Raw genomic sequence first — 12,859 nt, 5'->3', positions numbered from 1 at the left:
CCGCCCTGGTCGCACGCTGGGGGTTACAGCTGCGGCGCTCACCCGCCGAGCGGGATGTAGAAGCTGCGCCACATGGGTGATCCCGTGTGTGGGCCAGCGCACCATAAGCCGTAAAACGGGGATCGACTAGGCCAACCGGCGCAAGCACGTGGCAGAGCGGAAAGACCATGCGTACTGACGAGGAGCAGGTGTGAGCGACAAGCGAAGGGGCTTGGGGCGGGGCCTCGGAGCGCTGATCCCACCGCCTCCGGCCGCCCGACCCGCCGGTGACCGGCCGGTGGACGGCGTCTTCTTCAACGACCGTCAAGACGGTGACGCGCCGGCCGAGGCCAAGGCTGACACCAAGGTCGACGCCAAGACAGACACCAAGGCGAGCGAGGCCAAGGCCCAGACGCCGGCCGACGCAGCCACGCCGGACAGTCAGTCGAACGAGAAGGCAGACCAGACCAGCACCCCCGAGCCCAAGGCGGATGCCCGGCCCGCAGGCCCGGAGCTGGTTCCCGTACCTGGGGCGTACTTCACTGAGCTGCCGGTCGGCGCCATCGTGCCGAACTCGCGCCAGCCGCGCACCGCGTTCGACGAAGAAGCCATGGCCGAGCTGGTGCACTCTGTCAAGGAGATCGGTGTACTCCAGCCCATCGTGGTCCGCTCGGTACCCGGTGGTGGTTCTGCCGGTGACGCGACCTACGAGCTCATCATGGGTGAGCGGCGCTGGCGGGCGAGCAAGGAGGCCGGCCTCGAGCACATTCCGGCCATCGTCCGGGACACCAACGATGACGACATGCTGCGCGATGCGCTGCTGGAGAACCTGCACCGCAGCGAGCTGAACCCGCTCGAGGAGGCCGCCGCCTACCAGCAGCTCCTCGACGACTTCGGCTGCACGCACGAAGTCCTGGCCACGCGCATCGGTCGCTCGCGTCCCCAGATCAGCAACACCATCCGTCTGTTGCGCCTGCCGCCGCAGGTACAGCGGCGGGTGGCCGCAGGCGTTCTTTCGGCCGGTCACGCCCGGGCCCTGCTGGGTCTCGAGAACGCCGATGCGATGGACGCCCTGGCGCAGCGGATCGTCAACGAGGGCATGTCGGTGCGTGCCACCGAAGAGGCCGTCGCGGTCAGCGATCCCAGCGACTCGCCCAGCACCAGCGCTCGGCGTAAGCCGCGGGCCGGCGGCCGCAACGCCGAGCTGGACGATCTGGCCGGGCGTCTGGCTGACCGGCTCGACACCCGGGTCAACATCGCGCTGGGCCGGGCGAAGGGCAAGCTGAGCGTCGAGTTCGCCAGCGTGGAGGATCTCAACCGGATCCTCGACATCCTGGCCCCGGAGCTGCGCAAGGCGTTCCAGAACGACGAATAGGCCCGAACCGACAAAGGACGCCTGTCAGCCCAACCGCTGACAGGCGTCCTTTGCTTGAAAGGGCTCTAGACCAGTGCCCTTTCGACCAGCTGCCGATACATCGAGGGGGCCGACAGGCCGGCCGCCTCGATCGACAGTGGCAGCAGTGAGGTCTCGGTCATCCCCGGTGCCACGTTGACCTCGAGGAACCAGGGTTCGCCGGACTCGTCGACGATCAGATCGGTGCGGGACACGTGCCGTAGACCGAACGCCTTGTGGGCCGTGAGCGCGGCCGCCTTCACCGCCTCCAACGCAGCATCGGGAAGACGGGCTGGGCAGAAGAACTCGGTGGCGCCGGCGATGTAGCGGGCGTCGTAGTCGTAGAAGCCGGAGTCGGGCACGATCTCTACCGGGGGGAGAGCGACCGGTCCCGTCCCCGTGTCGAGCACCGTAACGGCGACTTCGACCCCAGTGATGCGCTGCTCGACCATCGCCACGTCTCCGTAGGCGAAGCAGTCGACCATGGCGCGGGGCAGAGCCGTTGCCTCGCGCACCGCTGAAGCTCCCAGCGCCGAGCCGCCACGGGCGGGTTTGACCACGAGCGGCAGACCCAGCTTGTCCACGATCGAGTTCAATACGCGGTTCGCGCCGAGCTCACGGAAGATGCCGTGGGGTAGGGCGACGAACCGGGGCGTCGCAATCTTGGCCTCCTGCACAATGCCTTTGGCCACGGACTTGTCCCACGAGAGCCGACAGGCAGCCGGGTCGGACCCTACGTAGGGCACGCCCACCAGTTCCAGCACGTCCCGCACCGCGCCGTCCTCGCCACTGACCCCGTGCAGCAGCGGCCACACCACGTCGACCTGCCCGGAGCGGAGGGTGTCGAGCAACTGGTCGTCGACGTCCGTGACGGTGACCTCGCACCCGCTCTCCCGCAACGACTCGGCGACCCGGCGCCCTGACCGGAGCGACACCTCTCGTTCGTGCGAGAGACCACCCGCAAGGATCAGAACCCGCGGCGACAACATCAGCTTTCAAACCTCCAGCCCCGTGCGGGGCGAATCATGCGTGGATCAGCAGGGGTCAGGTGAGGTCGGGGCCGGCCGTTTGCACATTGCTGCCCGGAGCGGCCGAACGCGGTGCAGGGCCGAAAGTTGTCTGCACCTCTAGCTCCTCGTCGATGACTGCGGCCAGCCGCCGTACCCCCTCGCGAATGCGTTCGGGGGAGGGATAACAGTAGGACAGACGCATGTGGTCGCGCCCCTGGGCGTCGGCGTAGAAGGCAGTGCCCGGCACGTAGGCGACCCGGGCCGTGACCGCGCGGGGGAGCATGGCTTTCGTGTCCAGACCCTCGGGAACCTTCACCCAGACGTAGAAGCCGCCCTGGGGGTTGGTCCAGCTCGAGGTGGGCATCATGTCGTTCAGCGCCTGCAGCATCGCGTCGCGGCGTTCGCGGTACATCTCGCGGAACACGCCCACCTGGTGCTTCCAGTCGTGCTCGGCCAGGTAGGCGGAAACTGCCATCTGGCTGAACGAACTCGGGCACAGGATGGAGGATTCGCTGGCCAGCACCAGCTTCTCGCGTACGGCGTGCGGAGCCACGGCCCAGCCGACGCGGAAGCCGGGGGCGAAGGTCTTGGAGAACGAGCCCAAGTAGATGACGCCCTCGGGGTCGAGCGAGTGCAGCGCGGGAAGTGGGTCCCCGTCGAAGCCGAGCAGACCGTAGGGGTCGTCCTCAAGGATGAGAACGCCGAACCGGCGGGCGATCTCGAGAATCTGAGGACGGCGGGCGGCGGAGAGGGAGACGCCCCCGGGGTTGTGGTGGTTGGGAACCGTGTACAGCAGCTTGACCCGGCGGCCGGCGCGCTTGAGCGACACCAGGGTGTCGAGCAGGGCCTGCGGGATGAGGCCTTCGGCGTCCATCGGCACGTGCACCACGTCGGCCTGGTACGAGCGGAACACCCCGAGAGCGCCGACGTAGCTGGGAGCTTCGGCGACCACCACGTCGCCCGGGTCCACGAAGATGCGGGTGACCAGGTCGAGGGCCTGCTGGGAGCCGGTGGTCACGACGATGTCGTCGGGGTGCGCGCTGACCCGGTTCGGGGCCATCACGTCGAGGATGCGGCGGCGCAGTTCCGGATCGCCCTGCCCGGAGCCGTACTGCAGGGCCACCGGGCCGTTCTGGCTGACCAGGGCGGCGAGGGAGCGGCCCACCACGTCCATCGGCAGCGCGGCCAGGTTCGGCATACCCCCGGCCAGGGAGACGACCTCGGGGCGACTGGCGACTGCGAAGAGAGCTCGGATCTCGGACGCAGTCATCCCCCGGGTGCGGGCTGCGTACGACCCCAGCCACTGGTCGAGCCGGGAGCCCACATTGCCTTCGCCCATCTGCATGATCACCTTCACCGCTCGCGACATCGTCAGACGTGTAAGACCATCAGGTAGGTCCCGGGATGTCTATGGGGTAACTTTCTGTAACCAAGAAGTAACTGCATGACGTATTCACGTGGTACGCCCACCGGGCCTACGATCTTTTCCGGTCGGTGATCTCGTGGTTCGCGCGTTGTGCGCCGACAAACAGACTCCGATGACGACATTGCCGCCGAAGCCACTGCCGCCGACACCCTTGCCCGCATCAGATCCGATCACCGCCGCAGGAGCCATTGGATGAGCCGGAGGCTCGCACCGCTCACGCTGGACAATCTCTCGGACCTTCCGAGTACGTGCCGGCGTTGTGTCACCTGGGAACTCGATCCGCTGGCGGCGAAGCAGGCCGGCCAGGCGGGGGACACGGGTTTCGAGAAGGAGGCCTGGGTCTCCCGGACGTTGCTGGAGTGGGGGTCGTGCGGGCGGGTCGCCTACGTCGACGACGAGCCCGCCGGTTTCGTCATGTACGCCCCGCCGGCCCTGGTGCCCAGAGCGCTGGAGTTCCCTACGTCCCCGGTGAGTGGTGACGCGGTACTGCTGATGACGGCGCGGGTCCTCCCGCAGTTCGCCGGCGCGGGCCTGGCGCGCATGCTGGTGCAGGCTACGGCCAAGGATCTGAGCCGGCGCGGGGTGCGCGCGCTGGAGGCGTTCGGCCTCACCGCAGGGGGAGGGATGACGGCTGACCCCAACGACGAGGACAAGGAGAAGGCGTCCTGCCTCGTACCGGCCGATCTGCTCACCGCTGTGGGGTTCAAGACCGTACGTCAGCACCAGCGGTTCCCACGGCTGCGGCTCGAACTCAAGACGGCGATCTCCTGGCGGGAAGACGTCGAACTGGCCCTGGAGCAGATTCTCGGAACAGTGCGTCTCCCCGCGCTCTCCGGGACGAGCATCGCTCCCTAGCTCACGAACGTCCTTAAACTAAAGACGTCTGTGAGCCCCCAGCGCGAAGCCCCCACCCGTGTGGGTGGGGGCTTCTGCATGCCGGATCAGCGCTGCCGGGCGAACGCCTGCACGTCGCTGAGCTTCAGGGTTCCCGTCTCAGCGTCGTTCTCGGCGAGGTAGAGCCTCTGCACGGCGAACAGGATGGCCTCGGCGACCTGGGACCGGAAGTCGGCATCGCCCAGGTGAGCCGCGTCTTCCGGGTTGGTCAGATAGCCCAGCGCCAGGATCACGGCCGGCATCCGGGTCAGCCGCACCGGGTCGTACGAGCACGGATGGCTGTGGCAGTCGAGCAACGTCGTACGGGCGACGATCTCGCGCTGCATCAGCTGGGCCAGGCGCTGTCCGACCTCCGAGTGCTGCCCGACCCGGCCGCCACCCCAGTAGTAGGTGGCCACACCGGAGGCGACCGGATTGTGATGGCGCTCGGTGATCAGGTTGATCACCAGATCCGCGCTCTCCGACTCGGCCAGGGCCACCCTGTCCTCGGTGCTGACGTCCTGGTCGGGGTTGTGGGTCAGCCGGACCCGCGCACCCACGGCGGAGAGCCGGTCGGCCAGGCGCAGCGCCACGTCGTACGCCACTGAGGCCTCGGTGACCCCGCCGGCGCCCGGCGTATGGTCGGAGCCCGGGTCGAGCACCACCGTTTTGCCGGCCAGGCTGACGCCGGCCATGGCAACGGAACCACGCGAGCGCAGCGCCCAGGCGTCGCCCCCGGAGACCGAACGTCCCAGGGCGCCCAGAGCCGTGAACGTAGGACGGCCACAGATACCGTCAGCGGGCAGCCCAAGCCCCCGCTGCAGCTCTCGCAGCGACGACTCGGTGGCTGGCCCGAAGATGCCGTCTACCGGCCCAGCGTGCAGACCGAGGACGACCATGCGTTCTTGCAGCGCAGAGACATCGTCTCCACGCATCCAGTGACCAGCCGTCAGCAGCAGCGTGCGGTCGCCCAGACGCCAGCGGGCGCCGTCGAGCGCGAGTGCAGTCTGCGGGCCGACCACCCCATCGGTGACCAGCCCACGGTCCTGCTGGAAACCGCGCACAGCCGCGTCGAGCGGCTGATCGAACCGCGTCTCCTGGGCCGGTGGCTGCGCCACCACGCCAGGCAGCAGTGCACCGGCGCGGACCAGGAGCGCCCGCAGGACCGGAACCAGTTCGTCGTCGTCACCCAGGCGGAGCGGCCGCCCAGCCCCGGACCTACCCATCAGCGTGGGCAGATCCGGGACAGACGCCTGATGGCGGGGGGAAGTGCTCACCATCGTGAAGTCGGATCAGTTCAGGTAGTCCGCCAGCTCACGGAGCAGGATCGGCTTCGGCTTGGCGCCGATGATCGACTTCACCAGTTCCCCGTTCTGGTAGACGTTCAGCGTCGGGATCGAGGTGATGCCGTACGACGAGGCCACCTTGGGGTTCTCGTCGGTGTTCACCTTCACCACGGTGATCTCGTCGTGCGCGGCGGCGATCTCGGCCAGCACCGGCGCCACCTGCAGGCACGGGCCGCACCACGGCGCCCAGAAGTCGACCAGCACGGGCTTGTCGGACTTCAGCACCTCGGCATCGAACGTCTCGTCCGTGACGGCCTTGGGTGCGTTCGTCGTGTCAGCCATCGGTTCTCCTCGAAAGTGGCGGGCGTAAAGCGATTTCAGACGTACCGGGACCAGGTGGGAGACCGGGGCCCGGACGATGATGCCGGACCTGGAGGGTCACGGCGGGCAGGTCGGGGCCGCGAGTTGCGGGCCCGACCAGGTACTTCAGTGGACCACGGAACTCCAGTTCGCGACGGTCTCGGCGCGCTCTGCGGCCGCACTGGCCACCGTGCCCTCACCCAGGCCGGAGGTGACGTCGTCCACTGCGGCCAGGAAGCGCTCCGCGTCGATCGCGGCGGTGGTGCCGGAGGCCGCGGCGGTGATGGCCTGCTGGTACTCGTGGTCGACGACGTCGCCGCAGGCGAACACGCCGGGCACGCTGGTGCGCGAGGAGCGGCCCTCGGTCCTGATGTAGCCGGCGTCGTCCAGCTCCAGCTGGCCCTTGATCAGCTCGGTGCGCGGGTCGTGGCCGATCGCCACGAACAGGCCGGTGATCTCCAGGTCGCGCTCCTCACCGGTGACGGTGTCGCGCAGCCGGATGCCGGAGACCTTCGCGTCGCCGTGGATGTCCACGACCTCGCTGTTCCAGGCCCAGCGGATCTTCGGGTTGGCCGTCGCCCGCTCCTGCATGATCTTGGAGGCGCGCAGCGAGTCGCGGCGGTGCACGACAGTGACCGAGCGGGCGAAGCGGGTGAGGAAGGTGGCCTCCTCCAGGGCGGAGTCGCCCCCGCCGACCACGGCGATGTCCTGCTCGCGGAAGAAGAAGCCGTCACAGGTGGCACACCAGCTGACACCGTGGCCGGAGAGCGCCTTCTCCTTCGGCAGGCCGAGCTCGCGGTAGGCGGAACCGGTGGCCAGGATCACCGACTTGGCCCGGTAGGTGGTGCCGTCGTGGAGCTTGACCTCCTTGATGTCACCGGTGGCGTGCAGCTCGGTGACGTCGTCGGGGATCAGCTCGGCGCCGAACTTCTCGGCCTGGCTGCGGAGCTTGTCCATCAGCTCGGGACCCTGGATCCCGTCCGGGAAACCGGGGAAGTTCTCCACCTCGGTGGTGTTCATCAGAGCGCCGCCGGAAGTCACCGAACCCTCGAAGACCAGGGGGTTCAGGCTCGCGCGGGCCGCGTAGAGAGCCGCGGTGTAACCCGCCGGTCCCGAACCGATGATAATGACGTTCCTGACGTCGCTCACGTCTTCTCCAAGTCCAGTGCCTAGTGCCTGATGCTGTGCAACCGCGTGGGCGGTCGTGGTGTTCCCTGTCCCACCCGCCCGCCGGTGCCCCGGGAAGCACCAGGTCAGTGGGGCCTCACGAGTCCACCTCGACGACGTCGATGGTGCCGTCGGCACCAGGTTGACAGGTTCTGGCCACGATCCACACGTCGTACCCGCCGCTGGTACCCGGCAGCACGATGAGCGCGGCCTCCTGGCCGTTGTAGGTGGCCAGGTCGACGGCGACCGGCTGGGAGTCGGCCCGGTCGATCGCCTTGAGGCAGGCCTGCAGGGCCGCCGGGTCCTTCAGTATCTGGTTGCCCTGGGGAGCGCTCTGCGGCGCGCCCGACTCCTGCGCAGGGCTCGCGGAGCCGTCCTCCTGCGCACTGAGAGTCTGGTCACCACTTTCACCAGAGGACGATTCGGCCGGGTCGTCGAGGAGCGGCTGGTTGCGCTTCTGCACGAGTTGGCCGACCTGGGAGCCGAGTTCGGCCTTCTGGTACTTCGTGCCGGTCTCCAGCACCGAGGCCAGCACCGGGCCGGCCTGTGAGTCGGAGGCGCTCGCGGCACCGGAGGACATCTCGTCGGCCCCGCTGCCACCGCCGCGGATCTGCCAGGTGACCACGCCGCCGGCCAGAGCCATGACCAGCACCACCGCCGCCGCGATCTGCGGGGAGATCCGGGGCCAGCGCGACGGCTCGTCGGCCTTCTGTTCCTCCAGGGCCTGCCGGCGCACGCGGATGGCCTGGGTCGAGTCCATCCGGGTGAGCTTGGCCGGGCCCTTGTCCCGGACCGGGCGCATCACCTGGGTGATCGAGGAGGTGTTGTCGGACGGCGGGGCGACGGCGCGACGGCGTTTGCGGACGGGTTGCGTCAGTTCCGGGTCGGGTGCGTCTTCGCGTACGGCTGGGTGGAGTGCAGTGGGGCTCTCGGCGGGGTAAGCCGTCTCGTTCTCTTGGCGCTTGAACGAACGCACGCGGTAGGACGATGTGTTGGATGCCGCCTGAGCGCCCTGGTCGAGTTCGGCCGGCCGCTGGGGTTTCTTCTGCGTGGGCTGCACCGGTTGCTGCGGGGTCTGGCGCGGGTCCTGGGGGACCGGGCCGGTGGCGCGCGGGCCCTGAGGGGTGGGGCCGGTCGGGTTCGCACCTTGGGGATGCTGGGGATGCTGGGGATGCGCGCTTTGGGGGTGTGCGCCGGTAGGGCGCTGGCCCTGAGGCAGCGGGCCGGTCGGGCGGAGGCTCTGGGGCTGCGGACCGCTGGGGTGGAAGCCCTGGGGCTGGGGGCCGGTCTGGCCGGCGCGGGTGCCTCGTCGGAGAGGGCCGGTCGCTGCCTGCGGTGCCGGTGCCGCCTGCGGCGGTTGAGCGGCCTGCGGAGACTGGGCGCGGGGCATGGGCTGGGGTTCCTGGCCCTGCCGGGCGGCGGCGAAGGCCTGCTCGAGCCGGGCCATGACCTGCGGCGGCATCGCCTCGCGGGGTGCCTGACGCAGCAGAGTGCGCACGCTCTCGGCGTCGGACAGCACCTGGGAGCACCGCGCGCAGGTGAGCACGTGGGCCTCGACCTGGCGGGCAGCGTCGACCGGCAGAACGTCGGCGGCAAGGTCGGCCAGGAGCTCGTCTTCCGGGTGGGCGGGCATGCTCACCAACCTTCTCCTGCTCGGCTGTGTCCTCGGGGGGGCTCCTCCGATGTGACGCGGCCGCTGCCTCTGTGGTTCCCCGCCGGATGGTCCGGCTCTGCGTCGTACGGGTCGTTCCGGTAGGGGCTCGGTCGCGCCTCACCGATGAAACCGGGCGCCGCCGTACCGGCTCGACCGGCCCGGCGGTCACGGGCCTGACCTGCGGCGGGAGCGTTCTGCGGGGCGGCCTGGCCGGAACCTGCGCCACGGAGCAACTGGGCCAGCGCGACCCGGGCCCGCGAGCACCGGGACTTCACCGTGCCTTCCGCCACACCGAGCATCTGGGCGGCCTCGGCCACCGGGATGTCTTCCAGGTCGACCAGGACCAGGGCCACGCGCTGGGCCTCGGGCAGCTTGGCCAGGGCGCTGCGCACGTCGAGGCGGGCCACCGTGGCGGCATGAGCGTCGGCGCCGGCCACCACATCGCGCTCGCCGAGCGGCACGCTCGGCCGGGCCGCCCGCCGGCGCAGTCGGTCGAGGGAGGCGTTCACCACGATGCGGTGCAGCCAGGTGCTCACCGCCGCGTCGCCGCGGTAGTGGTCGGCGTACCGCAGGGCCGACACCATCGCGTCCTGCACCGCGTCGGCCGCCTCTTCGGGATCGCCGGTGGTACGCAGGGCGACGGCCCACAGGCGGTCGGCGTGCCGGCGGACGATCACCGAGAACGCGTCCGGGTCGCCGGTGAGGTGGGCGGCGATCAGACGACGGTCGTCGACCTCACCGTCGTCACTCACGTCAGTCGCACCTCGGAGACTTCCATCCGGTACCCGCTCTCCACTGCCGGGAGCTCGGTGAACCACAAAATGACGTACTTCCCGGCGTCGGCGTCTTCCTTGGCGTCGACGGTGACCGTGCCGTTCTCGAACGACCCCGAACCGATTGAGGTCGAACCCTCGAACTCTGGCTCGTCGGCGGTGCGCAGCTGAACGCGCCCGCCGGTTCCGGCGACATCGATCTCTGCGGAGCTTACCGCCGTAGTACGCCTCAACTCGATCGCCAGCCCCAGGCCTTTCTTCAGCCCCCCGAAAGCTGCGCTCTGGTACCGCTCGGACTCCCAGAAGGTGTCCTCGTCGCCGTCCACCGCGCGGGCCGCGCCGGCCGAGCGCTCGTCACCGTCGCCGAGCGGATCGATGGCGGTGACCGCCTCGATCTCGACGACCACGGGCTCCTCGGTGGGGCTCGGAGCGACCGGGGCCTCGGTCTGGGCCGCCTCTTCCTGGGTCTTGCTGGCGATCGGGGCGGTGGTGAGCACCGGACCCTGCTCCCGCGGACCGGCCGCGCTGTCGTCGGAGCCGGTGAACAGGCCTCGCAGCGACCAGGCGGCGACCAGGAGCAGGACGGCGAACACGATCAGGACGCCGACCAGCACCTTGCGCGACTGGTCCTTCGGCGGGGCCTCGGGCGGGATGACGATGGAGAACGGCCCGCTGGACTCCAGGGCCGAGGGCGGGCCCACCGAGTGCGGATTGGGCGACCAGCCCTCTTCCCAGGGCAGCCGCGAGTTCGCGGCGGCCGAGGCGCGGCCCTCGGCGGGGCCACGGTGACGACCAGGACCGGCAGCGCGCTCGGAACCCATCCCGGCATGCTGTCCCGCCTCGTGCGGGGACGCCAGTTCACCACCGGGCGCGTCGCCGGCGGATGAGCTGGGTGATGCGAACAGTGACGGTGGGGCACCCGGGACCACCGGCCGGGCCGTGGGAATCCGTTCGGGCGACGGGGAATTCGACTCGGCCTGGCCCGGGCCGTAACCCAGAGCCGGGCCGAAGCGCTGGTTGCGGTCTGAGCCGAAGCCCTGGCCGGCGCTCTGGCCGAAGTCTCGGGTGGTGTCTTCGCCGTAACCCTGGCCGCCCCGGCCGTAGCCGGCCGTCTCGCCCTGACCTTGGGCGAAGCCGGCAGCGGCGTCCTGGTCCGGGCCGAAACCGGCGGCGGTGTTCTGGCCTTGCCCGAAGCTCGCGGCGGTGTTCTGGCCCTGACCGAAGCCGGTGCCCGAGCTAGAACCTGTACCGAACGCCGAGCCCGGGTTCTGCCCTTGCCCCGGGCCGGACCCGGCGCCCTGCCCAGGCCACTGGCCCTGGGCAGGGCCTTGGCCGAAGTCTGCGCCCGGATGACCCGGTGCCTGTGGGGCGGGGTCTCCGATCGGCCGCGAAGCCGGTCGGCCGGCCCGCATCCCGGCTGCGGTGCGGGCTGCTGCGGCCGTGGCGATCGGACCACTGTCCAGCGGGTTTGCCGCCGGGCGGGTGCGCGGGGGCTGGGCGAACTGGGCCGGCTGAGCCGCTCGACCCGACTGCTGAGGACCACCCGGCTGCGAGGAGTGACCCGGCTGCCCGGCAGAGCGCGGCTGAGCAGCCTTCTTGGCCTGCTCGAGGGCCTGCAGCGGCACGGGAATGGCCTGGGTGTCGACCGCGGGGCTGATGTCACCGAAGAGAGCTTCGGTGCGGCGACGGTTCTTGCCCAGGGGAGGTAGGGGCATCGAACCGGTCATGGCCACGCTGGGGGTGGGGAACAGCGAGGCGGTGCGGCGCGCGGGCCGACCGTCGGAGCCTGGCCGGCCTGCGCCCTCGGGCCGGCTTCCTTGCTGAGGCCGGTTCTGAGGCTCTGGGCGGTTCCGGGTTTCGGGCCCGCGCGGCTGAGTGGCCCGAAGACGACTGGGCTGGGGGCGACCCTGTTGGGGCCGACCCGACTCGGGTTGACCAGGCTGGTGCTGCCCAGGCTGCGGCAACCCGGGCTGACCCGGCTGGGGCTGGTGCAACCCGGGTTCAACTGGCTGGGGCTGGTGCAACCAGGATTGCCCCGGCTGGGGCTGGCCCAGCTGAGGGCTACCAGACTGGGGGTAGTGGACCTCGGGCTGGCCAGGCTGGTGCTGGCCAGACTGGTGCTGACCCGGTTGGTGCTGACCCGGCTGGGGCTGGCTGGCCGGGGCCGGGGCCGGGGCCGACCGGACCTGATCCTGTTCCGGCCAGGCCGTCTGGGCGTGATCGGGCAGAGGCTCGTTCAACCGGCCCCAGGTCTGCTCGGCCCAGCTCTGTTGCGCCTCCTCCGCCCCGGGGGGACTCGGCGGCGACTCGTTCCCGTAAGCCTGGGTCGGCTGCGGCTGCGGCTGCGGCGCGGACGACGTGGCCTCGGGCTGCCCCAGGCCGGGCTGCAGCGGCCTGGCGCCGGTGGCCGGATTGCTCACCGGACGCTGGGGGCGCAGCGGCGCGGCCATCAGGGGCGGGGCTGCCCGCTGATCCGACTGCCGGTTCGGGGCGAGAGCTTCACCGCGCCCCTGCCCCTGGAATCGCTGGGGGGTGGGGGCGGGCTGCAAGGGGCTGGACGACGACCGGCTCGGATAGCCGCCTTGCGGCGACTGACTCGACTGGGAACGGCCCTGGGGCTGCTGCGTGGGCCGAGGCTGGGGTGCAGGCTGAGGCTGGGGTGCGGCCGACTGCTCCGCGGAGCCCTCGCCACCGAACAGTGCGTCGGTGCGCTTACTGCTCTTGACCCGGGGCGGCAGTGGCATGGAGCCCGTGATGGCCACGCTGGGGGTGGGGAACAGCGAGGCCGTGCGCCGGGGAGCGCGGTCCTGCCCAGCCGCCGGTGCCGACGGCCGGGCCGGCCGGGCCTGCACATCGGGACGGGTCTGGCTGGGGCGGGTGACGTCTTCGGCGGGAACCGGGCGATGCGTGCTGGCGCCGGTGGGCCACGCCGTGGGGC

11 protein-coding genes are annotated in these 12,859 nt (G+C 70.4%); 3 read left to right on the top strand and 8 right to left on the bottom strand.

Translation table 11 applies throughout. The features are described 5' to 3' along the window. Window positions 1-190: 190 nt before the first annotated feature. Complete coding sequence (locus LWF15_RS15200; protein ID WP_232811464.1) at window positions 191-1,354, top strand: ParB/RepB/Spo0J family partition protein; 1,164 nt, start codon at window positions 191-193, stop codon at window positions 1,352-1,354. Window positions 1,355-1,419: 65 nt separating this feature from the next. On the opposite strand, the gene LWF15_RS15195 is transcribed toward LWF15_RS15200, so the two are convergent. Both LWF15_RS15195 and LWF15_RS15190 read right to left on the bottom strand, forming a co-directional pair. Then, window positions 1,420-2,361: a D-alanine--D-alanine ligase family protein gene (locus LWF15_RS15195; RefSeq protein WP_269810227.1), complete on the bottom strand. Its 942-nt coding sequence runs from the start codon at window positions 2,359-2,361 to the stop codon at window positions 1,420-1,422. A 55-nt stretch (window positions 2,362-2,416) separates the two neighbouring features. Next, entirely contained in the window at window positions 2,417-3,751 is a 1,335-nt protein-coding gene (locus LWF15_RS15190; protein WP_232811462.1) for an aminotransferase-like domain-containing protein, read from the bottom strand. Between the two features lie 249 nt (window positions 3,752-4,000). Between LWF15_RS15190 and LWF15_RS15185 the strand changes: the two genes are divergently transcribed. After that, complete coding sequence (locus tag LWF15_RS15185; protein ID WP_232811461.1) at window positions 4,001-4,663, top strand: GNAT family N-acetyltransferase; 663 nt, start codon at window positions 4,001-4,003, stop codon at window positions 4,661-4,663. 86 nt (window positions 4,664-4,749) lie between these two features. Here the strand turns inward: LWF15_RS15185 and LWF15_RS15180 are convergent, their stop codons facing one another. The 6 genes from LWF15_RS15180 to LWF15_RS15155 form a co-directional block, all read right to left on the bottom strand. Next, the gene (locus LWF15_RS15180; RefSeq protein WP_232811460.1) at window positions 4,750-5,958 is read right to left on the bottom strand and encodes an N-acetylmuramoyl-L-alanine amidase; all 1,209 of its coding nucleotides are present in this window, start codon (window positions 5,956-5,958) and stop codon (window positions 4,750-4,752) included. 15 nt (window positions 5,959-5,973) lie between these two features. Further along, window positions 5,974-6,309: a thioredoxin gene (trxA, locus tag LWF15_RS15175; protein WP_232811459.1), complete on the bottom strand. Its 336-nt coding sequence runs from the start codon at window positions 6,307-6,309 to the stop codon at window positions 5,974-5,976. Between the two features lie 144 nt (window positions 6,310-6,453). Further along, the gene (gene trxB / locus LWF15_RS15170) at window positions 6,454-7,476 is read right to left on the bottom strand and encodes a thioredoxin-disulfide reductase (RefSeq protein ID WP_232811458.1); all 1,023 of its coding nucleotides are present in this window, start codon (window positions 7,474-7,476) and stop codon (window positions 6,454-6,456) included. 115 nt (window positions 7,477-7,591) lie between these two features. Beyond that, a complete protein-coding gene (locus tag LWF15_RS15165) occupies window positions 7,592-9,133 on the bottom strand; it encodes a cupin domain-containing protein (protein WP_232811457.1) in 1,542 nt (513 codons plus the stop codon). Beyond that, on the bottom strand, window positions 9,130-9,900 hold the full coding sequence (sigM, locus tag LWF15_RS15160) for an RNA polymerase sigma factor SigM (protein WP_232811456.1): 771 nt from the start codon (window positions 9,898-9,900) through the stop codon (window positions 9,130-9,132). The genes LWF15_RS15165 and sigM overlap by 4 nt, the downstream gene beginning before the upstream one ends. Next, entirely contained in the window at window positions 9,897-11,636 is a 1,740-nt protein-coding gene (locus tag LWF15_RS15155; protein ID WP_232811455.1) for a hypothetical protein, read from the bottom strand. Before LWF15_RS15155 ends, sigM begins: the two co-directional genes overlap by 4 nt. A 1,039-nt stretch (window positions 11,637-12,675) precedes the next feature. On the opposite strand from LWF15_RS15155, the gene LWF15_RS15150 reads away from it, so the two are divergent. After that, window positions 12,676-12,859 (top strand): hypothetical protein (locus tag LWF15_RS15150; RefSeq protein WP_232811454.1); only part of this gene is annotated, 184 nt, incomplete at its 3' end.

The organism is Kineosporia rhizophila (genome assembly GCF_021277265.1).
Classification (GTDB): domain Bacteria; phylum Actinomycetota; class Actinomycetes; order Actinomycetales; family Kineosporiaceae; genus Kineosporia; species Kineosporia rhizophila.
The sequence above is the reverse complement of the archived record's forward strand: the minus strand, read 5'-3'. Positions and strand labels throughout refer to the sequence as shown.